This window comes from Atlantibacter hermannii, assembly GCF_009907385.1.
In the GTDB taxonomy this organism is placed as follows: Bacteria; Pseudomonadota; Gammaproteobacteria; order Enterobacterales; family Enterobacteriaceae; genus Atlantibacter; species Atlantibacter hermannii_A.
Genome location: NZ_JAAATR010000112.1, coordinates 117,020 through 139,917, shown reverse-complemented (window position 1 = coordinate 139,917; position 22,898 = coordinate 117,020). Strand labels below are relative to the sequence as shown.

Genomic DNA, 22,898 nt, shown 5'->3' with positions numbered 1-22,898 from the left:
TTACCGGTTCGTCTTAATGAAGATCGGGTAAGTCCGCCTGGGTGGTTTGTTGTCCGTCCAGCGGCTGTGCGGCAGTCGGCGGTTGAATCGACATGGATTTCAACAGTTCGCCCATCCGCGCATTAATGCGGTAGGTCGAAAACATTTCAACAAACTGCAATTCTACATATCGGCGCTGGGCGCTGAAAACTTCATTTTCACTGTCCAGCATATCCAGCAGCGAGCGATCCCCCAGGCTGAACTGCTCCTGATAGGCGGTACGCACCGTCATACTGCGATCGGCGTATTCTTTGGCGATCGGCACCTGCTGTTCTGCATTGCGCAGGGCGTTCCATGACAGGCGCAGCTCTTCATTCAGCTGGCGCAGCGCATTGCGCTTCACGTCCTGGGCTTCTTTGGTGCGGTAAGCGTAAGAGGAAAGGGTGGCTTTATCGCTGCCGCCGTTGAACAGGTTGTAGCGCATACGCATCATCGCCTGCCACTCCTGGTTGTGGCCGCGCGTTCCGTCAATGTTGTTATCCATCGTGCGGCCCACTTCCACATTCACTTCCGGGTAAAAGCGGGATTTGGCCGCTTCGTACTGCTGACGGGTGGCTTCGATATCGGAATCCGCCAGTTTCAACAGCGGGCTATTATCCAGCGCGATTTTACGGGCGTCTTCCAGCGACGCGGGCACCGCGAATTTCGCCGGCAGGGAGAGGTTTTCCGCTTCCATGCCGGTGACGCTCTGGTAATTGGCGCGGGCGTCTTCCAGGTTAGTTTGTTCGGTCAGCAGGTTATTGCGCGCCTGTGCCAGACGCGCTTCCGCCTGTTCGTGATCCGCCAGACGGCCTACGCCCTGCTCGGTACGCAACGTGATCTGATCAAAAATGCGTTCGTGGTTGGTCAGGTTTTCCTGGGCCAGCGCCACCATTTTTTCGCGCATTAGTACATCGAGATAGCTCTGTACCACCTGCAATGCCGTGGTTTCGCTGGTGTCCATCACGTTATACGCGCGGGAGTTCACGGTGGCCTTCTGACGCGCCACTTCGCTGGTAGTGGCGAAACCGTTAAAAATATTCTGGCGCAGGTTAATACTCGATTCGCTGCGATTCAGATCGCGCTTGTGATCGCCTAACGCACGGGTCGTCGCGTTATCGGTTTGCTCCCAGCCGGTGCCTGCTTCAAGATTCAGCGTCGGCAAATAACCGCCTTTCGCCGCCTGCAATTCGTGTTCGGCGGAGTAACGGCTATTGGCGGAAGCGCTAATTTCAGGGTGGGAAGCCAGCGTTTGTTTAATCGCATTTTCAAGCGTGGTGGCATGAGCCAGGCTTAATGTCATCAGAGGCAGCGTAAGCCCTAACATTAAGTTCTTGCGGTAATTCATGATTCTTCCTTTGTGGTACTTATTCCCTGTTGTTGGATAAGCAATAACAGAGCGTTTTTATCTAAAAAGCCCTCCTCGCAGTTAACGTTTTGAAAATTAACTGAAGAAAAGAGGACGCTTTAAATAACGTTATATTCGATTATCAGGAAAACATCCCTCGCAGCGCGCCACGAGGGATGTCCATATTTACATTTACGACACAGGATCCGGTTTGGCGATCAGGCTGTCCATCAGCGACTCATCGCCGCCATGGTAGCTATCGGCCGCAGGATTGACCGGCGCGATTTCCGCAACTGGCGTGGCATGGCCCTGGGCCGCGTCATTGACGGTCTGGGTGCCGTTGCCCTGTTCAACCACCTTGATCAGCGAGCTCAGATCCTGGCTGCTACCGGTATCGGCCAGCACTTCGCTCAGCACGATAGGTTCCGCACTGCTGCTGGTTTCGGGCGCGGTCGCCGTGCTTGTTTGTGCCGGGGCCGTCTCCGCCGTCTCCGCATGCGTCTCTTCCATATCGCCCAGCAGATTGCTGAGTGAGGCGTCAGGCTGCGGTGTTAACGTAGTGGTCTGTGTACTGGTCTGGTCGCTGTCGATATGGCTGAGGTTGAACTCATCTTCCGCGACCAGCAACGTCGGGGCGGCATGATCATCGGCAACCGGCGTCGCGGCGTCATGCTGCACGTCGTGTTCCGTCGCGCTGTCATGGGTTTCGGCATCAGCACCGTCATGGTCCACCAACATCATCCGGCTGGACATCATCTCAGGCTCCGGCGCATTGGTCTGCTCGCCGGTTTCGCCATCAAAGGTGAAGTGGGTGTCGTGGTGTTCGCTGGCGGTAGAATCTACCTCCATCTTGATCTCGCCCAGATGATCGACGCCTTTTTCCAGCTCAACGGTGATGGTCCCTTTAAAGGTTGGGCTGTGCAGGTCGATGGTATAGGAGCCATCTTTATAACTCACCGTACTGCCATCGGAGACCACGACTTTCGCGCCTTCCGGAATACCGGTGAGCTTGATTTGCGTCAGCTGTTCGGCGTTATGGTCGCTGGACAGGTTAAGGTCAACATCCAGCGAAACCTGCTGAACTTTGGTTTCCACAACGGTGGTGGTCGTGCCGGGGTTGGTCGTAGAGCCGCCGTCGCCGAAGATCACGCCTTCTATCTGGTTAGAGTTGCCGTACAGCCCTTTGCCGTGGCTGTCGGTGACCTTTAACCCATCGTAGGTATTGTCCTGGCTATTGGCATTGTTATTGGAAGACGACGTGACTTTATAGTCAGTGCTGTCGCCTTTAACGAAGATATAATCTTTACCGACCTTACCCGCGTCACCCCGGTTACCGGTGATGCCGTTTAATGGCCTGAAATCCTCTTTGCCGCCGGTCCAGTCGCTCTGCTTATAGAAACCACCGGTTTTATCGCCAACCACAAAGATATCCGAGTATTTACTCGAATTGGAGTTCGCGTTGCCGGACTGATCGTAATACTTGATCTGGTTAGCGGGATCGGCGCATGTCGGCGGGGTATCGCCCACGATGCCGTTATACGGGCTATCAGGCGTTAACCACACGCGAACGTTGGAACCGATAGCAACGATCTTACCATCCTGAATATCGAAGCCATCCGGGTTACCGCTACCGCCGTTAACCTGAATAATTTTGCTGCCGGTAGTGACTTCGGTCTGAGAAACCGTGACGGAGACATCGAGTTTGATATTGGCGTCGGCGTCGGCATCCGAATCCGCGTCCGCATCGGCATCTGCGTCCGCATCGGCATCGGCATCTGCGTCTGCATCAGCGTCTGCGTCGGCATCCGCATCAGCGTCTGCATCGGCATCGGCGTCAGCATCTGCATCCGCATCAGCGTCTGCGTCGGAATCTGCATCGGCGTCCGCGTCAGCATCTGCATCGGCATCAGCGTCAGCGTCGGCATCGGCGTCGGCATCGGCGTCTGCATCGGCATCAGCATCCGCATCGGCATCTGCGTCGGCATCTGCATCCGCATCAGCGTCGGAATCTGCATCGGCGTCAGCATCTGCATCGGAATCCGCATCTGCGTCAGCGTCCGCGTCGGCATCGGCATCTGCGTCCGCATCCGCATCCGCGTCAGCGTCTGCGTCGGAATCTGCATCGGCGTCCGCGTCAGCGTCTGCATCAGCGTCAGCGTCAGCGTCTGCATCGGCGTCTGCATCTGCATCTGCATCGGCATCGGCATCCGCGTCTGCGTCCGCGTCTGCATCGGCATCGGCATCCGCGTCAGCGTCAGCATCAGCATCAGCATCGGCGTCTGCGTCGGAATCTGCATCGGCGTCGGAATCTGCATCTGCGTCCGCATCCGCGTCAGCGTCTGCGTCGGAATCTGCATCGGCGTCCGCGTCAGCATCTGCATCGGCATCGGCATCGGCATCGGCATCGGCGTCAGCGTCAGCATCGGCGTCTGCATCGGCATCGGCATCCGCATCTGCGTCCGCGTCTGCATCCGCATCAGCGTCTGCGTCGGAATCTGCATCGGCATCTGCGTCGGCATCCGCGTCAGCGTCTGCATCAGCATCAGCATCAGCATCGGCATCGGCGTCTGCGTCGGAATCTGCATCGGCGTCGGAATCTGCGTCCGCATCCGCGTCAGCGTCTGCGTCGGAATCTGCATCGGCGTCCGCGTCCGCGTCAGCATCTGCATCAGCATCGGCATCGGCATCGGCATCGGCGTCTGCATCGGCATCCGCGTCTGCATCAGCGTCTGCGTCGGAATCCGCGTCTGCGTCTGCGTCGGCATCCGCGTCGGCATCCGCGTCGGAATCTGCATCGGCGTCCGCATCGGAATCGGAATCGGCATCCGCATCTGCGTCCGCATCGGCATCCGCGTCTGCATCTGCATCAGCGTCTGCGTCAGCATCTGCGTCTGCGTCGGAATCCGCATCAGCATCCGCATCTGCGTCGGCATCCGCATCCGAATCCGAATCGGCATCCGCGTCGGCATCGGCGTCTGCATCTGAGTCCGCATCGGAATCGGCGTCGGCATCCGCATCCGCATCCGCATCGGCATCAGCGTCGGCATCCGCGTCAGCATCCGCGTCTGCATCGGCATCCGCGTCTGCATCCGCATCCGCATCGGCGTCGGCATCAGCGTCGGCATCGGAATCGGCGTCAGCGTCTGCGTCGGAATCTGCATCCGCATCAGCGTCTGCGTCGGCATCGGCATCGGCATCAGCGTCGGAATCTGCATCGGAGTCAGCATCTGCGTCTGCGTCTGCATCCGCATCAGCGTCAGCATCTGCATCTGCATCGGAATCCGCATCGGAATCCGCATCGGAATCCGCATCTGCGTCAGCATCTGCGTCTGCGTCAGCATCCGCATCTGCGTCCGCATCGGCATCCGCGTCCGAATCGGCATCCGCATCTGCGTCAGCGTCTGCATCGGCATCAGCGTCTGCGTCGGAATCTGCATCGGCATCGGCGTCAGCATCTGCGTCTGCGTCGGCATCAGCGTCCGCGTCCGAATCTGCATCGGCATCTGCGTCAGCGTCTGCATCGGCATCCGCGTCGGAGTCAGCGTCCGCATCACCATCGTCTGGGTCCGTCGGGTCCGTAGGATCGGTCGGGTCTGTTGGGTCCGTAGGATCGGTCGGGTCCGTAGGGTCCGTCGGGTCTGTTGGGTCCGTAGGATCTGTTGGGTCCGTAGGATCTGTTGGGTCCGTCGGGTCCGTAGGGTCGGTCGGATCCGTTGGGTCCGTCGGGTCCGTAGGAGCGGTCGGGTCTGTTGGGTCCGTCGGGTCCGTCGGGTCCGTCGGATCGGTCGGGTCCGTTGGGTCCGTTGGGTCCGTAGGGTCCGTCGGCTCTGTAGGATCGGTCGGCTCCGTACCCGCATTGTTATCCGGGTTTGCCGCGGGTTGTTCAGATGCACCAGCATCCAACAACGTAAGTTCTTCTACTGGCGCGTCGTCAGGCGAATCGAGGCCGATCGTAGGGTAGCCCGCGTTGGGATCAACCCTTTCGCCAGTCAGATCAAGCACAACATGAGTATGCGCGCCGCCCGCGCCAGGGGTGCCGCCGCCGCTTGCGCCTGCTTGCGGGCCTGCTGCGGTTGGGTCAAGGGTTTGTGTCGGGTCCATACCGTCGGCAATTGCTTGCTGCAGCGCGGCGACGTCGGATTGTTCACTGGCCGCAGGAAGGGTGATGCCATTCGCATCCCATACAGTATCGCGGCCAAGATCGAGGGTTTTACCATCAGCGAGAGAAAGTGTTACCGCGCCTGCTGCGCCGGTCAGAACTTGCTCGCCTTCAAATATTCTGTCGCCTTCAATTAACAGGCGTTGGCTTCCATCGGGGGAAACAACAAAAACTTGTCCTATGACTGCCTTAACCAGGCCAACTACTCCACTCATATGAACTTCCTTCGGTATTTTTTATTTTTGTTAGAGGGTCCCTTTATGCTGCGCGCGTGATTAATCTGAAGGGACATCAGTAAGCATTTCTTATGAAAATGACAATAATAATAAAATATGAAATTACGCTGTTTTGACCAGGATATTAAACCGCTTTTCGGGCGATATATTCAAGGGATAAATCATTTAGGAAAGGGAACGGATACGGGAAGGCCCAATGAATAAGGGCCAGGTGCGAATATATTTTAACCGCCCACCATAATTAGTAGTTTTGTGATAATTAATAAAAATTAATTAACAATATCCCTACAAGTCCCTAAGTTAAATTAACTGTTCATCATCGTCGTTAATTAATCCTTCCAGCCCGCTTAATTGACGACGCGCCTGGGCGCGATTCATTAACTTCGTCTGCGCGGCATGCGGCAGATCGGTAATACTGATAACACCTTTACTCATGAGGACTTCGATTAAGTCTTCCAGTACGCGGACCATTTCCAGGTCGCTGCGCTGGAGTTGCAGCAGCGTGGCGGTACGCGCGTCCTGCTTTTTAAGCCATTCGCTGATTTCCGGCGTGGTGTGTTGCTGCTCTTCCGTCATCCCAACGAAAGGCGTTGCCGCCACCCGAATGATCCGTCCTGTGGTATCCCGTTCGATATAGTGCATATTCGCTCCTTTCGTCGAGTGAGCCGGGCAACCCGTGTTGCCCGAGTGGGTTAAGGGCGCAGCGTGCTCGCGTCGCCAAAGAAACGTCCCATCGCGCCATAAAGGCCGATTTTTTCCAGTTCAGCCAGCTCGCCCATGGTTTCAACGCGCTCGGCGATCAGCGGTAAATTGATCTGCCGCGTGGCCCAATATATCGCCTGGATGAAAAGTTTCTTATCTTCTTCTTTGTTCAGATTGCGAATGTAGCTGCCGTCCACTTTAATCCACGCCAGCCCCCACTGCGGCAGATTGCCGATAAGATGGAAACGGCCGCCGAAATGCTGGATCCCCAGATTACAGCCCGCCTCTTTCAGCCGGGACATTATCGCGCTGACGCGTTCCGGGTCGGGCAGTTCATTTTCATCCAGTTCCAGCGTCAGCCGCGAAGCCAGCTGCGGCACGCTTTTTAACGGGCTGAGCAGCGCATCAAGGCTGACGTCGTCAGCCACGCTTTCGCCGCTGATGCTCAGAGCGACGTTATCCTGCGTCTTCGCCATTTCACGCAGCGTCTGTTTCAGCATCACCTGGTCCATGCGCTTGCCCAGGCCGAGACGGTGGATCCACGGCATAAAGCGCCCCGCCGGGATAATTTCGCCGTTTTCCGCTTTGATGCGCGCCAGGATTTTATGGTGCAGCACCACCTGCTGAGAGTTGCACTGGTAAACCGGCTGTGAATACAACGCGAAAGATTCCGACTGCATCACCGCCGCCAGACGGTTATACCAGGTGTGGTGATCGTCGCCGTTGATGACCGCCAGCGCCCGGGACTGGCTGGCGAAGTAACTCATCTCTGTCTCTGCCATCGCCAGCAGGTTATCGGCGCGGACCAATAACGTCTGTGAAGTGTCGCCATACCAGAAATCCGTCTGCGCAAAGTGGGCCACCGGGGTGACATCGCTCAGCCCGGTCTCATGCAGGGTTTTAAACTGTGAGGCCAGCACGGCCATCAGCGTTTCCATCTCCTGGGGAAGGATCGTTGGGGCGACGAGGGCAAACTCCCCACCACGCACCCGGGCGAGAAGCCCATCGCCGTGGAAAAAGCGTTGCTGAACGTTACGTAAAATTTTCGCCACGGCTTTAAGCAGCTCATCGGTCCTGGCTCCGCCCATGCGCTGGTTCAGGCCCATCAGATCCTGCAAGCGGATCAGAATCAGATGACCCGACGCGTTTTCTTCATCGCTAAGGCGCGATTGTAGATGAATATCAAAAGCGCGGCGGTTGCTCAGGCCGGTCAGGCTGTCGTGATAAGCCTCCTGGCGCAGGGCTTCGGTGCGCTGGGCTTGCTCGTTGAACAGCGCCTTCAGTTGAGTCACCATCATATTGATGGTTTCAATGACCCGGCGGAATTCCGGCGTTTTCGGCAGGGCAGGAAGATTAAGAAACTCGCGGCGGCTGATGGCGGTGGCCTGTTCGACGATATAGTTGAGCGGGCGCAGCTGTCGGCGCAGCAGCAGCATCGCGCCCAGCAGGCCAAGTACGCTACAGCTGATCAACCAGATCAGGCTGCCGATGGTGTTGTCCCACAATCGGCTCAGCGCGAACATCGGATGGCTGACCACTTCCACGCGCGCTACCTGCTCCCAACCGCGTGAAACGATGGCGTCGCCCTGGCCTGGGTTGATACGCACCAGGTCGGCGAACCAGCCCGGCACATCGGCGCTTTGCGGTGCGTCGCTGCGTTCCTGGATGACCTGACCGGTTTTAATATCGATAACCCGAATGCGGGAAAAATACCCGCTGTCGAAAATCGAACTCACCATCAGTTCCACCATGGTCGGGTCGTCGATATTGGCGGTTAACGAGACGCCCAACGCGGTGGCGGCATCCTGAGCATGAGCACTTAACTGGTTTCGGTATTGTTCACGCGAGCTTTCCAGCGAGACGAAGAAATTCCCACCAAAAATCACCAGCGTGAACAGGCAAATACCGATCAGTAGCTGTTTGTATAAGGACATGGCTACTTCCTATTCATTAATCACAAATCCTTCTGCACGCATTCGGGTCAGAAGATCTTGCCAACGGGAAAGACGCTTGCTGTCACCCACGCGTTTATTGCTGCCAGCCTGCGGCAGCCACATTCCTTCACCGTTGAAGGAATAAACCGGCAGCAGATCGGGGCGTTGGGTCGCGGGTAAGATGGCGTCTTTTAAATTATCAAGCACCAACGGAATGGCATTCGGGGTCGGATACCAGGTCAGTACCATATGCGCCTGATTTAATTGCAACGCTTTAACGTAGGTGATCCGCAACTGGCTCGCCGGGACCCCCATTTCGCGCAGAGTGATATATTTGGCGATGGCGTAATCTTCGCAATCGCCGGCTCCTTTACGCAAAAATTCGATGGGTGTCGCCCAGTAATCCTGCTGACGCCACACCACAATATCGTCCTTAAATTCCAGACGCTTATTAAAAAACTGATTCACCTGACGGAGCTTTTCCCGCACGTCGCCTGGCGGCGGGTTTTTCAGCAGGGCCGCCCAGTCGTCAATGCGCCGCTGGGCCTGCGGCGTGGCGACGCCGTACAGCCGTTGGGTGCTGTTATCAATCGCGATGAAATCCCAGTCGGCTTCCAGCCCCGGCGACAGCATCAGCAACAGGGCCAGCCAGCAGGGCAGGCCGTGTCGCCGCCAGCGGGCTCCGGGAAGCGCTGAGAAAATAGCGGTCATCACGTGATTAACCGTGACGTGGCGTCATAAGGTTATGCCGGTATTTGTAGTACGCGACATAGCCGGAAAGGTAATGCTCCACGTCATCGATCCGCACCCGGTAGCTGTGATGGCGAATGAAAAAGCTGCCGACGATGCGCGCCGGGTTCTTAAAGAACATCGCCAGTTCCGGCCAGAAAAAGCCGTTCGCCAGGTACCTGGCACGGGTTTCCAGCGCCAGATTGAATTTGTCGAGATCGAATCCCTCCAACAGGTGGCGATGCCCGGATTCAGCGAGCCGGGCAATCATATGCGATGCCGCCATCATCAGCTCCAGCAGCGTCGGATACGTCGTTACCCGGTTAAGCACAAAATCAAGGTGGTCGCGCACGTTATCCAGCCCGAACTGGTAATAGCGTTCCTGCGGGCGGTAGCGCGTCAGTTCATTAATGCAGTAGCTCAGCCAGTGGTCATGCGCCTGCCAGTGCATCTGTTCAATAAAATGATCCACCGCCTTTTCGACGATGCTGAGCCACTGCGGATCCTGAGTCAGTTCGTATAGCCGCATCAGGGCGAACGCGGCTTCGCCATCGTAATAGATAATCCGCTGTTCGGCTTTGAGGGAGAGATCCGCCGCGTGCAAAACATGTACAAACCCGCCAGTTTCCGGGCGCTGCATAAAAGCGATGCCGTTCGCCAGCCGGATCATTTGCTCCACATAACGCCGGTCTCCGGTGAGCTCGGTGTATTTTGCCATCGCCAGGATCGTTACCGCGTTGCCGCCGAGTTTGATCTCATCGCCGGTATCCACCAGGAAATCGGCCTCGCCGCCGCCCGGCAAGGGATACGTTTTTATCAGCTCGCCAGAGAGATCCTGTAGCGCTCGCTGAATGGCGTTGAAATGCGCGGCGTCGCGGGTCATTTCCCAGCCTTCCAGCAGCGCGTAGGTCGAGCTGGCGTGGCGCAGGGTGTTGTAAGTCGGGATCGCGCGGTCAAAACAGGGAAACCAGCCGTAATGGTAGCGGCCCGACGTTTTCACCTGGCGCGCCAGATAATCGGTGGCGCTGTGGATCATCGGCGCCAGCGACTGCTGCCAGCGCAGTAACTGGCGATAGCCGGAATGGCGGCCCTGGGGCGTCAGCGAATAGCATTTATCCCCTTCGCAAAATACGCCCTGGGTGGTAAAGCGCCACAGCACGTGCTCATCGCTTTGCGGCCAGTCGAGTTTTACGCCGTAGCGGTAGCGGGAATAGTGCGCCAGATTAGTGGCGTTGGGCGTAGCGACGCCTTCGGTTCCCTGATACAGCAGCGCGTTGGCGTTGATTTCCTGTTCGAGGATGGCGTGGGTAAACTCACTGTCAAAACTCAGGCCGAAGCGGAAATAGTTGCGCTTGGTTTTGCTGAGCTTTTCTTTTAATACATCCCAGCGCAGCGCTTCGGTTTTATTTACGGCGTCAATACGTAGCCAGATGTACTGTTTATTGCTTTTATGGCGCAGACGCTGTAAAGCCGCCGCGCCATCCAGCCAGGCTTCAGCAAACGTAGCGCCGCGCGCGATATGAATGTCTGCGCGCTCCTTCCCCGTGGAGGCGCTGAAAAACAGGACATAAGCGGGAAACGGCGCAGGCAGGGCGCGGGTGCACGGCTCAATTGCCGGACGCGCCTGTTCCAGTAATACACTTAATGACACGGTTACTCCTTGTCGCGCCGAAAGTCAGGGGAATGCGCCGCTGTATTACGGCATCTATTTTCATTAATTATTGATGGAGGTTATAACACAACGCGGTTTCTTCAAATATGTCCGCTATAAATGAATCTGGCTTAATGCGCTTTTTAATTCCCGGGCAACCCGGAAAATCTCGTCGTCATTATCAAAAAAGCCCATGGTGACGCCGATGGCGACCAGCGTCCCGCGGCTATCGCGGATAGGGCAGGCGATAGACTGCGCGCCGGGAATGCCGTGGGTGGGCTTGTAGCGCACCGCGTAGCCTTGCTGGCGCACCCGTTCAATCTGCACGCGCTCTTCAGCGCTGGGGGAGGGGTAAACGCCGTAGCTCTTAAAAATCAGCCCTGCGGCGCTGGCATCCAGCGGCACCGGGGTATTGTCGAGAAAATCGATATCCACGTTTTTAAAACTGCGGTGATAGTGACGCAGCACCAGGCCTTCTGATGTTGGAATAGCGACGCCGGTGGAGTAATTCATGCGATCGCGGAAATCGCACAGCACCGGGTTCACCACGCTGATGACATCCTGATGACCGGGCACCGCATCGGCCAGTTTGATTAATGTTTCGCCCAGGCAGTATTGACCATTTTCATCCTGGCGCAGCATGCCGGTACGCGACAGCGAAACCAGGTATTTATGTAAGCGACTCTTCGACAAATCGCAGCCGCTGGCGATGGCGCTGGCGCGAGCGCATCCACGTTGACTGGCGATGTAATTAAGAATGGCGACGGCGATATCAACGGAATTCACACCCTGTACATTATCTGTCATATAACGGCCTCTTAATTTTCGCACCGCAGTTTACCATCTTTCATTTGCGTTCAGGCGATGACGATGAAACAGAATATGCAGATACCCTAAAATGAGTATTCGTTGATAATCCTCAAGTACACCATTGGTGTACCGTGGTTCACTAATGGTGAACCACTGGAGGATTCATCATGGAAGCATTGAGTCAATATCGTTTAAAACGAAGAACCCTTTTAAAAGGGCTGGGTGTGGTTGGGCTTGCCTCGCTCAGCCCCTGTTTTTTTACCTCAGGCACCGCGCAGGCGGAACCGCTGCGCCGCGTCCCCCTGAAACTGTCTGATTACAAAACCTATCGCTCAACCTGCGCGATGGAGTGTTTGCACTGCAACCTGACGGCGTATGTCTGGCAAGATCGTCTGGTGAAGATCGAGGCAAGCAAAGACTTCAACGTGAAATGCTGTCTGCGCGGGATCAGCCGTACCAAATGGGTGTATCACCCCCAACGCCTGACTCAGCCGCTGCTGCGTACCGGTGAAAAAGGCGAAGGCAAATTTAAGCCGATTAGCTGGGATGAAGCCCTGGATCGCATCGAAAAAGAGATCCGCACCGTCATTGCCGAACAGGGCAACGAGGGGCTGCTGATCACCACCCATGCCGGGAATATGGACTCCATCAAGAACGATATGGGCAAGGCGTTTTTCGACTATCTCGGCGGCTCCACGAAGCAGATTGGCTCGCTGTGCTGCGCCGCGGTTACCGCGTCAATGACGCCGATGCTGGGGCTGCGCTACGCCGACACCCGGGATACGATTAAAGACAGCCGCTTTATCCTGTGCTGGGGCAACAACCCGGCGGTCACCATGCACGCTTACTGGAAAAACTACGCGCAGGCGCAGAAAAACGGCGCGCGGATCGTGGTGATCGACCCGCGCTTCAACGAAACCGCCGCCAAAGCGGACGAGTGGATCCCGATTGTGCCCGGCACCGATATCGCCCTGGCCTTGGGGATGATCAAAATCATCGTCGAGGAGCAGCGCTACGACGCGCCATTCCTGCGGGCCCATACCGGCGCGGTATATCTGGTGGATAACAATCAGAAGCTGATGCGCCAGTCTGCGGAGGATGTCGACAGTTATCTGGTGTTCGATACCCTCAGCAAAACCCTGGTGCGCCATGACGCCGAAGGGATTGTTCCGGCACTGTTCAATGAGGAGCTGCCGCCGGACAGCCCGTTCACCACGGTGATGAGCGAAATTTACCAGCAGGCGAAGCCCTGGACGCTGGAAAAGGTGAGCGCGGAAACCGAGATCCCCGGGCACACTATTATTCGGCTGACTCGCGACTACGCCAGCACCACGCCGTCGATGATTGTCCAGAACATGTCCGGCGCTCAGCGTACCGAATTTGGCACCTACGTTGCCGCCAGCCAGTTCTACCTGGCGCTGATCACCGGCAACATCGGCAAACGTGGGGCAGGGGTATGCGATGCCGGCGGCGCGCGCCAGATGGCGAAGTTCTCGCCGATTATTCCGCCTGCGCCGAACGCTAAAAAAATCCCGCCGATCCCGGTATCGAAGATCGGTGAATGGATTGTTCAGGGTAAGCCTAACCCGATTAAATTCTGGTGGAACATGACCATGGGGGCCATGACGCAGTTGCCCAACACCAATATGGTGCGCGAAGCGTTCAGGAAAGTGCCGTTTGTGGTGGTCGCCGATAACCTGATGACCTCTTCCGCGCTGTATGCCGACCTGGTACTGCCGGTGACCACGATTTTTGAAGACGTCAGCCTGATGGCCGGGGTGCGCAGCCACTACGTCCAACTGATGGAAAAAGCCGTCGAGCCGCCCGGAGAAGCCAAACCGGATTACTGGATTTTCGCCCGTCTGGCGGAGCGCTTTGGATTCGGCGAGGTGTTTAACCAGCCGATTGAGCACTACATCGACGCCTGCCTCAAAGGCTCCGGCATCACTCGCGAAATGCTGGCGAAAGGCCCGGTGCGCCCGGTAGAAGGGGACTGGATCCCGTTTAAAGACGGCGTGTTCCGCACTACCACCAAAAAAGCCAACCTGTTTATTGAGGAGTGGCAGCAGAAGAAATTCTCCCCGGTGGTGACCTGGATGCAGGTCAGCGAATCGGTGAAGGGCTCGCCGGAGCTGGCGCAGAAATATCCGTTGTTTGCGGTACAGCGCAAACTGGCGCGCAGCGTACACTCCAGCCACGGCATGAACCCCTGGATACTGGAAGTTCAGCGCGACAAGCCGAACGTGATGATCCATCCGGAAGATGCGCAGCGCCGGGGCATTCAGCACGGCGACTGGGTAACGGTGTTTAACCATCGCGGCGAGCACCGCGCCATTGCCGACGTGACCACCCATATCAAAAAAGGCGTGGTATCGCTGGAAAACGGCTGGTGGGAACAGCAGGGCGGCAGCAGCAGCCATGTGACCAACGATCAGGTGGATTTGCTCAGTAACGGGCACTGCTGCAACAGCACGCTGGTCGATGTGAAAAGGGAGGCTTAATCATGGCGAAACAATACGGATTTCTCATCGACATTAAAAATTGCTACGGCTGCAAGACCTGTAGCATGGCGTGTAAGTCGGAACACGATAACCCGCCCGGCGTGCTGTGGCGGCGGGTGCGCGAGTTCAACAGCGATAATCCCAATACGCAGGGATTTATCAGCATGTCCTGCAACCACTGCGACGATCCGCAGTGCATGAAAGTGTGCCCGGCAGGCACCTATACCAAGCGCCCGGACGGCATTGTGGTACAGGATCACGACCGCTGCATCGGCTGCCGCATGTGCATTATGGCCTGCCCGTACAACGCGCCGGTGTTCGATCCGGCAGAGGGCAAAACCAGCAAATGCAACATGTGCGCCGAGTATATCGATCAGGGGATGAAGCCGCGCTGCGTCGAATCCTGCCCGGGCGGCGTGCTGCGCTTTGGCGAGATCGAGCAGTTGCGCGCCGAGCATCAGACCGACTGGGCGCTGGTGGAAAAGCGCTATTACATGCCGGACCACAACATCAGCCACCCCAACGTGGTGATTATTCCGGCGGACGAGTAAGGAGGAGTTATGGAACATTTCGAACTGCCGCTGGTATTTTTCACGGTGCTGACCCAGTGGGGCATTGGCGCGCTGCTGGCCGTCGTGGCTGGACAGCAGCGCGCCGTGCCGGTATTCGCGCCGCAGGTGCTAAAGCGGGTCGCGCTGTTTGTCTGGCTGGTGACGGTCATCGGCTCGCTGGCGTCCATCGCGCACCTCGGCGCGCCGATGGGTGCGCCGCGCGCGCTGTATGGCCTCGGGCACTCCTGGCTGAGCCGCGAAGTGGTGGCGTTTTTCCTGCTCAACGTGCTGACGACGTTATGGCTGCTGATGGTATGGATAAATTTCAACGCCCGCGTCGCTACCCTGGTGGGGATGCTTGCCGTGCTGGCCGGGTTTGCCGCGATCCTGGTGAGCTCGCAGGTGTATTACCAGATGGTGCTGCACCCGCTGTGGCATAGCCCGGCGACGCAGCTGGCGTTTATCGGCTGCGCGTTGCTGCTGGGGTTTGTTTCGATTGCGGTCTTCGCCAGGCTGTGGGGCAGCGAAGTGGCGCGTCGGTTGCGGATTGGGGTGATTACTGGCGTGGCGGTGGTGGCCTGCGCGCTGGTCTTGCGCTATCGCATCGCCGGGGCAGATGCGGCCAGCCTGCTGCTGTGGTGGCAACTGCTGGCGAGCCTCGCCATCGGCGTGGCGGTGTTCGCCATGCTGCGCCACGGTAAGTTTGCCGCGTGGGCTGGCGTACTGGCCATTGCCCTGGTATTGACCGGCGAGATTGCCGGCAGGATGTTGTTTTACAGCAACGTGATGAGCGGTGCGCCCTGGTTTTAGGGCGCACGGCATTCAGTCGCGGTAGTTATAGATACCCGACGCCAGCACTAACTGAGCCGCCACTTCGGCGGCTTTTTCTTTGCCCACCAGCAGGTCGATGATCTTCAGCGCGAAATCTATCGAGGTGCCCGGCCCCTGGCTGGTCAGCAGTTTGACGCGGTCATCGTAATAGGCGCGTTTCTCCATCCATTTCTCTTCCGGGATAGTCTGCTTAAGACCCGGAAAACCGGTCATATTGCCGAGCGGAAACAGATCGTGCGGGATCAGCACCGTACCCGGCGAAGCGCACATCGCCGCCACCAGCCGTCCGGATAAATGGAACTGGCGCACTGTTTCCACCAGCAGCGGGCTGTCGCGAAAGCACTCCGCGCCTTTCAGGCCGCCGGGCAGCACAATCACGTCATAATCGCCGTCGGCCACTTCCACCAGCGGCGCGTCCGCCAGCAGCTTCACGCCGCGCGAACAGACAATCGTCAAGTCGCCATCGCTGGCGACGCTGGCGGTGGTCACGGCAATACCGGCGCGCACCAGTAAATCGATGGTGGTGACCGCTTCGGTCTCTTCAGTGCCAGGGGCGAGGCAGATCAGTGCCGATGCGCTCATATTCACTCTCCTTTCGCTTAACGCGTTCATAAAGCCGGTTGTTAACGGGGAGCGCCAGCCCGTGGGCGCGGGCGCGGCGCAGCAGGTAACCCGTGATGTAATCAATTTCAGTATGGCGCTGCATCCGGATGTCCTGCAGCATCGAGGAAATATTGTCTGCGGTGCTGTCGATCACCTGGTCGGCGAAATAGCGCAGGCTTTCCGGCGAGGTGTGATAACCCTCGCGCACCATGACCAGGGCGACCTCCTGGCAGATTTCGTCGATCCGATCCGGATGATGGCGCAGCTCGCCGTTCGGGCAGTCGAGCAGGGCGGTCAGCGGGTTGATCACGCAGTTCACCGCCAGCTTCTTCCAGCACGAGGCATTAATATCGTCATGCCACGCCACATCCGGCAAAGCCTGGTGCAACTGTTCCGCCAGGTCGCTGTAATCCTTGCCCTGCGGATTGGCCGGGCCGATATGGGTAATGCCGTTGGCGACGTGGGTGATCACGCTGCCGTCGCGCCGGGCGGCGTGGGTGGTGGCACCCATCAACAGCGGCTGCGCGATCCGCGCCAGTTCTTCACGCGTGCCCATGCCGTTATGCAGCAGCACAATGGGGCTGGTGGCGGGGAGGATTTTCGCCAGCGGGGCTACCGCGTCCGAGACTTGCCATGCTTTAAGCGTCACCAGCAGCAGATCGCTCTGCGCAAGGAAGTCAGGATCGTTGGCGATGATGGATTCGTTATAGATGGTTCCGTCGGTATCCTGGAGGTCTATACTGCAAAAAGGCTGGGGGATCCGCAACCAGCCCTGAAGCTCATGGCCCTGTCGTAACAGCGCGATTAACCAGAGTTGCCCTAATGCACCACATCCCAGTACGGTAATTTTCATGATTTCTCCTCACCTGCCGTCGTGCCAGGCGGTTTTGTCCTGGGGTTGATACGTGTTGTTTTATACAACGTTGCGGGTATTATGCAACGCACACAGAGAGAGGGAGAACAAAACATGCCATCTTTTGACATCGTATCTGAAGTCGATCTTCAGGAAGTTCGCAACGCAGTGGACAATGCGACTCGCGAAGTTGAGTCACGTTTCGATTTTCGCGGCGTGACGGCGGAATTCGAACTGAACGATAAAAACCAGACCATTAAGGTGCTGAGCGAGTCCGATTTCCAGGTTAATCAGCTGATCGATATTCTGCGCGCCAAGCTGCTGAAGCGCGGGATTGAAGGCAGTTCTATCGAGGTGCCGGAAGAGTTCGTGCACAGCGGTAAAAACTGGAGCGTGGACGCCAAACTGAAGCAGGGCATCGAATCCACCATTGCCAAGAAAATCGTTAAGCTGATTAAAGACAGCAAGCTGAAAGTGCAGGCGCAGATCCAGGGGGAAGAGATTCGCGTCACCGGTAAGTCGCGCGACGATCTGCAGGCCGTGATGGCGCTGGTGCGCGGCGGCGATTTAGGCCAGCCGTTCCAGTTTAAAAACTTCCGTGATTGATAAAAGGCCGGGTAACCGGCCTTTTTTATGCCAGCCCTTTAACGACCTGTTCAATTTCAAATCGGTTAGTGACTTTGCTGTCGATTTTGACGTAAGCGCTGTGCTCCTGCGGCACCACCACCGCTTCGCTGACCCCCGCTTTGGCTAACAGCCGCGCTTTCAGCGCTTCATCGGCCGGTACGTCTTCCGGCAGTTCGACGCGAATGCTGCTGACGTAAGGCGGTTCCTCCATGGTAAAGCCCACCATCAGCCACAGCGCCGCCAGCAGCGCGCCGGCTAAAAACACCGTTTGGGTATCGAAATACTGCGCCAGCCAGCCGCCGAGCGAGCCGCCAATCGCCACGCCTAAAAACTGGCTGGTGGAGTAAACGCCCATCGCCGTGCCTTTATAGCCCGCCGGGGATTCTTTACTGATCAGCGACGGCAGCAGCGCTTCCATTAAGTTAAACGCCACAAAGAACAGCTGGATGCCGAGGATTTGCTGCCACAATAACGGGCCTGCGCCCCACAGCACCACTTCGGCAATGGCGATGACCATGATGCAGAATACAAACACCCGCTTCATGCGGCGCTTCACTTCGGCGTAAATAATAAACGGCACCACCGACACAAAGGCGATCAGCATGGTGACCAGATAAATTTTCCAGTGCTCCGCAGCCGGATAACCTGCCGCTTCCAGCTGGTGGGGGAGGGCGACAAAGGTCGACATCAGCAGAATATGCAGGCACATAATGCCGATATTCAGCTTGAGCAATTTTTTGTTGGCCAGCACTTTGCTGAAGCAGCCTTTCACCATGCCCGATTCGCGGTTGAGCACGTGGTTTTCGCTGTTGGGAACCACCCACAGCGTCAGCAAAATCCCCAGCGTCGCCAGAATCGCGATCATCCAGAACAGCGCGTGCAGACCCAGCGCATGGGTAACAATCGGCCCAATCACCATGGCGATAGCAAAGGTGACGCCGAAACTTACGCCGATAAACGCCATCGCTTTGGTGCGGTTTTGCTCGCGGGTTAAATCAGACAGCAGCGCCATCACCGCAGCGGCAATCGCCCCGGAACCCTGTAGCGCACGGCCTAAAATGACACCCCAGATCGAGTCGGTCATCGCCGCAATCACGCTGCCCAGCACAAAGATCGCCAGCCCGCCGATGATTAACGGCTTACGGCCAATACGGTCGGATAGCAGGCCGAAAGGAATTTGAAACACCGCCTGCGCCAGGCCATAGATGCCAATCGCCAGGCCGATTAAGGCTTCGCTGGCGCCCTGAAGCGCCATGCCATACGTGGTGAGAACCGGCAACACCATAAACATGCCCAACATTCGGAGCGAAAAAACGGTTCCCAGGCCCCACGTTGCGCGTCGCTCAAGCGGGGTCATTTTATTGTCGTTCATTACCACCTCAGATGAAAAACCAGCACTCGTTCAGCAGAGCGAGAGGGGGGAGGGTAAATTACCGGATGTCGGGCGAATATTACAGGGATTAAGCGAGGAAGGCGTTATTAAAAAAGGGTGCCGTAGCACCCTTTTTGGAAATTACCAGACGTAAGTCAAAAGATTATGCGAGTCGGGCACCATAAAGTCGATGGACATCATAAAGCTCAACGAGGTAATCGCGACAATGGAGAACACGAACAGCTTACGCGCCCACACTCTGTCGTCTTCCACTTTGTAGCCTTTCAGCGCCATGCCCAGCCACCAGACGCTCACTGCCGCAGCCACCACCAGATATTTATATCCGGCATAACCGCCCAGCGAGAGCATCAGCGTGGCCACGGCGAACGCGATGATGTACAGCGTAATATGGTTTTTCGCGACCGAAATCCCTTTTACAACCGGCAGAACCGGGATGTTCGCCGCCTGGTAATCTTTGAAACGGAAGATAGCAATCGCATACGAATGCGGCATCTGCCAGAGACTAAAGATAGCCAGCAGGATCAGCGCGCCGGTATCAAACTCGTTGGTGACCGCGCAGTAGCCAATCACCGGCGGCGCAGCGCCGGAAAGGCTACCAATCAGCGTGCCGTAAACGGAGTTGCGCTTCATGTACAGGCTGTAAACGCCGACATAAACCACAAAGCCCATTACGGCCAGCCACATGGCGAGCGGATTCGCGCCAAACCACAGCAGCATGAAGCCAGCAATACCCAACAAGGTGGCGTAAACCAGCGTTACGTTCGGCGAAATCAGGCCTTTAACCAGCACCCGGTTTTTCGTCCTTTCCATCTTGCGGTCGATATCACGGTCAATGACATTGTTGTAAACACAACCCGAAGCCACTACCAGCGATACGCCTGACAGCGTGTAAATGAACAGGGGATAATCAATACTGCCCTTCGAGGCCAGCAAAAATCCCCCAATGACAGAAATTAAATTGCCGAAAATAATTCCTGGTTTCGTGACTTGCAGGTATTGCTTAATCATACGTGCCGCTCTTAGTGAACCATCATGTTCTCGTTAAGGCTCCACATGATCCAGATAGAACCTACCACTACGATTGCGATAATCAGCAACGTAAAGACAAAGGCCACCAGGTTCCAGCGCTCTTCAGAGGAGGCGTTCATGTGCAGGAAGCACACCAGGTGAACCAGAATCTGTACCACGGCTGTTGCCACAACCACACCGAGAAGCGTGCCCTGAGAGGCGGTGCCGCTCATCACCATCCAGAACGGGATCACGGTCAGAATCACTGACAGGATGAACCCGATAAGGTAGGTTTTGACGCCGCCGTGATGAGCGCCAGCGTGATCGGTAGAATGACTCATTACATCGCCCCCATCAGATAGACTACAGAGAATACGCAAATCCAGACCACGTCCAGGAAGTGCCAGAACATGCTCAGGCACATCAGGCGGGCGCGGTTGTTATGGGTCAGGCCGCGACGGGAGACGTGAATCATCATCACAGCCATCCAGATCAGACCGGAGGTCACGTGCAGACCGTGGGTGCCGACCAGCGCGAAGAAGCCGGACAGGAAGCCGCTGCGATCCGGGCCCCAGCCTTCTGCGATCAGGTGATGGAATTCATAGATTTCCATCCCAACGAAGCCTGCGCCAAACAGGAAGGTCAGGGCCAGCCACGACATGACCTGGCCCTGGTTGTTTTTGTTCATGGCGATCATCGCCATGCCATACGTGATGGAGGAGAACAGCAGCAGGAAAGTTTCAACCAGCACAAACGGCAGTTCGAAAATGTCCTTACCGGTCGGTCCCCCGGCAGTGCCGTTCACCAGAACGGCATAAGTCGCAAACAGACATGCAAAGAGAATGCAGTCGCTCATCAGGTAGATCCAGAAGCCGAATACTTTATTGGCTCCTGCATCGTGGTGGTGCCCATGTTCATGGTTGCCATGGGCCAGCGCGTCATTAATGGTCTCAGTTGACATTTTTCAGCCCTGCTTTGGTAATTTCGTCGAAATGCTGGTTTTCCAGTTTTTCGATGGTGGCAACGGGTACGTAGTAATCCACGTCTTCATCAAAGCTCTTCGCAATCCAGGTGATCACGATGCCGGCGAAGCCGATAATCGCCAGCCACCAGATATGCCAGATCATGGCGAAACCGAAGATGGTGCTGAACAGGCCGATATAGATACCCGCAGCGCTGTTTTTCGGCATATGAATTTCTTCATAGTGCGCAGGCTGCTTGTAGGCTTCACCTTTTTCTTTCATTTCCCAGAACGCGTCGCGCTCGTGAACTTCCGGCAGTACCGCGAAGTTATAGAACGGCGGCGGAGAAGCAATAGCCCACTCCAGGGTACGCGCGCCCCACGGGTCACCGGTCAGATCGCGGTTTTTGTTGCGGTCGCGGACGCTGACGAAAATCTGCATCACGATGCACAGGATACCGCAGGCAATCAGCAGCGCGCCGATTTCAGCGACAACCATCAGCGGCATAAACATCGGGTCGATGTCCTGGCTGACGCGACGGGTCATACCCATGAAGCCCATGGCGTACAGCGGCATAAAGGTCACGAAGAAGCCGATGATCCAGAACCAGAAAGCGCGTTTGCCCCAGGTTTCGTTCATGGTGTAACCGAAGGCTTTCGGCCACCAGTAGGTCATACCGGCAAAGCAACCGAATACCACACCGCCGATGATGACGTTATGGAAGTGCGCAATCAGGAACAGGCTGTTGTGCAGAACGAAGTCCGCGCCCGGTACCGCCAGCAGTACCCCGGTCATCCCACCGATAGAGAAGGTGATGATAAAGCCGATGGTCCACAGCATCGCGGAGTGGAACTGAATACGGCCCTGGTACATGGTGAACAGCCAGTTGAAGATCTTCACCCCGGTCGGGATGGCGATAATCATCGTGGTGATACCAAAGAAGGCGTTCACGTTCGCGCCGCTGCCCATGGTAAAGAAGTGGTGCAGCCAAACGATGAACGACAGAACGGTAATCGCAATCGTTGCCCATACCAGCGAGGTGTAACCGAACAGACGTTTTCTGGAGAAGGTCGAGGTGACTTCAGAGAACACGCCGAACACCGGCAGCACCAGGATATACACTTCCGGGTGGCCCCAGGCCCAGATCAGGTTCACGTACATCATCATGTTGCCGCCCATATCATTGGTAAAGAAATGGGTGCCCAGATAGCGGTCCAGGGTTAGCAACGCAATGGTGACGGTCAAAATCGGGAACGAGACGATAATCAGTACGTTAGTACACAGTGACGCCCAGGTGAAGACCGGCATTTTGAACATCGTCATGCCCGGGGTACGCATCTTCAGAATCGTCACGAAGAAGTTGATACCGGTCAGCGTCGTACCGATACCGGAAAGCTGGAGACTCCAGATCCAGTAATCGACCCCCACGCCGGGACTGTACTCTATGCCCGATAGCGGCGGATACGCCACCCAGCCGGTCTGGGCGAATTCGCCGACCCCCAGGGAGACGTTCACCAGGATGACCCCAACCACCGTGAACCAGAAGCTCAGGTTGTTCAGGAACGGGTAGGCCACGTCGCGTGCGCCGATCTGCAAGGGAACAACAATGTTCATCAGACCGATAACGAACGGCATCGCCACGAAGAAGATCATAATAACGCCGTGGGCGGTAAAGATCTGATCGTAGTGGTGCGGCGGCAGGAAGCCCGTTTCGCCGGCGGACACCAGCAACTGCTGGGTACGCATCATAATGGCGTCGGCGAAACCACGGACCAGCATCACAATCGCCACCAGGATATACATGATACCCAGACGTTTGTGGTCTACTGACGTAAGCCACTCATTCCATAAATATGACCACTTACCGAAGTAAGTGATGGCTGCCAGTAACGCCGCGCCTCCGACGATAATCGCAGCCACCGTAACCATGATAATCGGCTCATGGTACGGAATTGCATCCAGTGTAAGTTTTCCGAACATCG

At 56.8% G+C, this 22,898-nt stretch carries 18 protein-coding genes; 4 read left to right on the top strand and 14 right to left on the bottom strand.

The features are described from left to right. Positions 1 to 13: 13 nt before the first annotated feature. The 7 genes from GV764_RS20960 to GV764_RS20925 all read right to left on the bottom strand — a co-directional run bounded on the left by GV764_RS20960 (position 14) and on the right by GV764_RS20925 (position 11,584). Positions 14 to 1,366: a TolC family outer membrane protein gene (locus GV764_RS20960; RefSeq protein ID WP_161661944.1), complete on the bottom strand. Its 1,353-nt coding sequence runs from the start codon at positions 1,364 to 1,366 to the stop codon at positions 14 to 16. Between the two features lie 192 nt (positions 1,367 to 1,558). Then, complete coding sequence (locus GV764_RS22305) at positions 1,559 to 5,740, bottom strand: retention module-containing protein (protein WP_201743290.1); 4,182 nt, start codon at positions 5,738 to 5,740, stop codon at positions 1,559 to 1,561. Between the two features lie 321 nt (positions 5,741 to 6,061). After that, entirely contained in the window at positions 6,062 to 6,403 is a 342-nt protein-coding gene (locus tag GV764_RS20945; RefSeq protein ID WP_161661942.1) for a tryptophan synthase subunit beta, read from the bottom strand. 50 nt (positions 6,404 to 6,453) lie between these two features. Beyond that, positions 6,454 to 8,397: a LapD/MoxY N-terminal periplasmic domain-containing protein gene (locus GV764_RS20940; protein WP_161661940.1), complete on the bottom strand. Its 1,944-nt coding sequence runs from the start codon at positions 8,395 to 8,397 to the stop codon at positions 6,454 to 6,456. A gap of 9 nt (positions 8,398 to 8,406) precedes the next feature. Beyond that, positions 8,407 to 9,108 (bottom strand): cysteine protease LapG, encoded by a 702-nt coding sequence (gene lapG / locus GV764_RS20935; protein WP_476561229.1) that lies wholly within the window; start codon positions 9,106 to 9,108, stop codon positions 8,407 to 8,409. 7 nt (positions 9,109 to 9,115) lie between these two features. Further along, positions 9,116 to 10,777 (bottom strand): Mur ligase, encoded by a 1,662-nt coding sequence (locus tag GV764_RS20930; protein WP_161661938.1) that lies wholly within the window; start codon positions 10,775 to 10,777, stop codon positions 9,116 to 9,118. Positions 10,778 to 10,891: 114 nt separating this feature from the next. Next, entirely contained in the window at positions 10,892 to 11,584 is a 693-nt protein-coding gene (locus GV764_RS20925; protein WP_161661936.1) for an IclR family transcriptional regulator, read from the bottom strand. Between the two features lie 170 nt (positions 11,585 to 11,754). Here GV764_RS20925 and GV764_RS20920 point away from each other — a divergent pair, with 170 nt between their 5' ends. From GV764_RS20920 to GV764_RS20910, 3 genes are read left to right on the top strand one after another with little or no spacing between them, the layout of a single operon-like run. After that, positions 11,755 to 14,088 carry a molybdopterin-containing oxidoreductase family protein gene (locus GV764_RS20920; RefSeq protein WP_161661934.1) on the top strand — a complete coding sequence of 778 codons (2,334 nt, stop codon included), beginning with the start codon at positions 11,755 to 11,757 and terminating at the stop codon, positions 14,086 to 14,088. A gap of 2 nt (positions 14,089 to 14,090) precedes the next feature. Beyond that, the gene (locus GV764_RS20915; RefSeq protein WP_201743289.1) at positions 14,091 to 14,639 is read left to right on the top strand and encodes a 4Fe-4S dicluster domain-containing protein; all 549 of its coding nucleotides are present in this window, start codon (positions 14,091 to 14,093) and stop codon (positions 14,637 to 14,639) included. Positions 14,640 to 14,648: 9 nt separating this feature from the next. Beyond that, positions 14,649 to 15,449, top strand: coding sequence for a DmsC/YnfH family molybdoenzyme membrane anchor subunit (locus GV764_RS20910; RefSeq protein ID WP_161661932.1), 801 nt, complete (start codon positions 14,649 to 14,651; stop codon positions 15,447 to 15,449). A gap of 12 nt (positions 15,450 to 15,461) precedes the next feature. On the opposite strand, the gene yajL is transcribed toward GV764_RS20910, so the two are convergent. Then, the gene (gene yajL / locus GV764_RS20905) at positions 15,462 to 16,052 is read right to left on the bottom strand and encodes a protein deglycase YajL (RefSeq protein WP_161661930.1); all 591 of its coding nucleotides are present in this window, start codon (positions 16,050 to 16,052) and stop codon (positions 15,462 to 15,464) included. Next, complete coding sequence (gene panE / locus GV764_RS20900) at positions 16,012 to 16,926, bottom strand: 2-dehydropantoate 2-reductase (RefSeq protein WP_161661929.1); 915 nt, start codon at positions 16,924 to 16,926, stop codon at positions 16,012 to 16,014. Before panE ends, yajL begins: the two co-directional genes overlap by 41 nt. A gap of 114 nt (positions 16,927 to 17,040) precedes the next feature. Here panE and GV764_RS20895 point away from each other — a divergent pair, with 114 nt between their 5' ends. Further along, complete coding sequence (locus tag GV764_RS20895) at positions 17,041 to 17,532, top strand: YajQ family cyclic di-GMP-binding protein (RefSeq protein WP_161661927.1); 492 nt, start codon at positions 17,041 to 17,043, stop codon at positions 17,530 to 17,532. Positions 17,533 to 17,557: 25 nt separating this feature from the next. Here the strand turns inward: GV764_RS20895 and GV764_RS20890 are convergent, their stop codons facing one another. From GV764_RS20890 to cyoB, 5 genes are all read right to left on the bottom strand, one after another. Then, on the bottom strand, positions 17,558 to 18,925 hold the full coding sequence (locus GV764_RS20890; protein WP_161661925.1) for an MFS transporter: 1,368 nt from the start codon (positions 18,923 to 18,925) through the stop codon (positions 17,558 to 17,560). A 141-nt stretch (positions 18,926 to 19,066) separates the two neighbouring features. Further along, on the bottom strand, positions 19,067 to 19,954 hold the full coding sequence (gene cyoE / locus GV764_RS20885; RefSeq protein ID WP_161661923.1) for a heme o synthase: 888 nt from the start codon (positions 19,952 to 19,954) through the stop codon (positions 19,067 to 19,069). A gap of 11 nt (positions 19,955 to 19,965) precedes the next feature. Beyond that, positions 19,966 to 20,295 (bottom strand): cytochrome o ubiquinol oxidase subunit IV, encoded by a 330-nt coding sequence (locus GV764_RS20880; RefSeq protein ID WP_125294066.1) that lies wholly within the window; start codon positions 20,293 to 20,295, stop codon positions 19,966 to 19,968. After that, complete coding sequence (locus GV764_RS20875; RefSeq protein WP_161661921.1) at positions 20,295 to 20,915, bottom strand: cytochrome o ubiquinol oxidase subunit III; 621 nt, start codon at positions 20,913 to 20,915, stop codon at positions 20,295 to 20,297. The genes GV764_RS20880 and GV764_RS20875 overlap by 1 nt, the downstream gene beginning before the upstream one ends. Continuing rightward, positions 20,905 to 22,896 (bottom strand): cytochrome o ubiquinol oxidase subunit I, encoded by a 1,992-nt coding sequence (cyoB, locus tag GV764_RS20870; RefSeq protein WP_125294068.1) that lies wholly within the window; start codon positions 22,894 to 22,896, stop codon positions 20,905 to 20,907. The genes GV764_RS20875 and cyoB overlap by 11 nt, the downstream gene beginning before the upstream one ends. Positions 22,897 to 22,898: the final 2 nt, after the last annotated feature.

Excerpts from the sequence above, each read along its gene's own strand:
- GV764_RS20960 (WP_161661944.1), bottom strand. The coding sequence starts at position 1,366 with ATGAATTACCGCAAGAACTTAATGTTAGGGCTTACGCTGCCTCTGATG.
- GV764_RS22305 (WP_201743290.1), bottom strand. The coding sequence starts at position 5,740 with ATGAGTGGAGTAGTTGGCCTGGTTAAGGCAGTCATAGGACAAGTTTTT.
- GV764_RS20945 (WP_161661942.1), bottom strand. The coding sequence starts at position 6,403 with ATGCACTATATCGAACGGGATACCACAGGACGGATCATTCGGGTGGCG.
- GV764_RS20940 (WP_161661940.1), bottom strand. The coding sequence starts at position 8,397 with ATGTCCTTATACAAACAGCTACTGATCGGTATTTGCCTGTTCACGCTG.
- lapG (WP_476561229.1), bottom strand. The coding sequence starts at position 9,108 with ATGACCGCTATTTTCTCAGCGCTTCCCGGAGCCCGCTGGCGGCGACAC.
- GV764_RS20925 (WP_161661936.1), bottom strand. The coding sequence starts at position 11,584 with ATGACAGATAATGTACAGGGTGTGAATTCCGTTGATATCGCCGTCGCC.
- GV764_RS20920 (WP_161661934.1), top strand. The coding sequence starts at position 11,755 with ATGGAAGCATTGAGTCAATATCGTTTAAAACGAAGAACCCTTTTAAAA.
- GV764_RS20915 (WP_201743289.1), top strand. The coding sequence starts at position 14,091 with ATGGCGAAACAATACGGATTTCTCATCGACATTAAAAATTGCTACGGC.
- GV764_RS20910 (WP_161661932.1), top strand. The coding sequence starts at position 14,649 with ATGGAACATTTCGAACTGCCGCTGGTATTTTTCACGGTGCTGACCCAG.
- yajL (WP_161661930.1), bottom strand. The coding sequence starts at position 16,052 with ATGAGCGCATCGGCACTGATCTGCCTCGCCCCTGGCACTGAAGAGACC.
- panE (WP_161661929.1), bottom strand. The coding sequence starts at position 16,926 with ATGAAAATTACCGTACTGGGATGTGGTGCATTAGGGCAACTCTGGTTA.
- GV764_RS20895 (WP_161661927.1), top strand. The coding sequence starts at position 17,041 with ATGCCATCTTTTGACATCGTATCTGAAGTCGATCTTCAGGAAGTTCGC.
- GV764_RS20890 (WP_161661925.1), bottom strand. The coding sequence starts at position 18,925 with ATGAACGACAATAAAATGACCCCGCTTGAGCGACGCGCAACGTGGGGC.
- cyoE (WP_161661923.1), bottom strand. The coding sequence starts at position 19,954 with ATGATTAAGCAATACCTGCAAGTCACGAAACCAGGAATTATTTTCGGC.
- GV764_RS20880 (WP_125294066.1), bottom strand. The coding sequence starts at position 20,295 with ATGAGTCATTCTACCGATCACGCTGGCGCTCATCACGGCGGCGTCAAA.
- GV764_RS20875 (WP_161661921.1), bottom strand. The coding sequence starts at position 20,915 with ATGTCAACTGAGACCATTAATGACGCGCTGGCCCATGGCAACCATGAA.
- cyoB (WP_125294068.1), bottom strand. The coding sequence starts at position 22,896 with ATGTTCGGAAAACTTACACTGGATGCAATTCCGTACCATGAGCCGATT.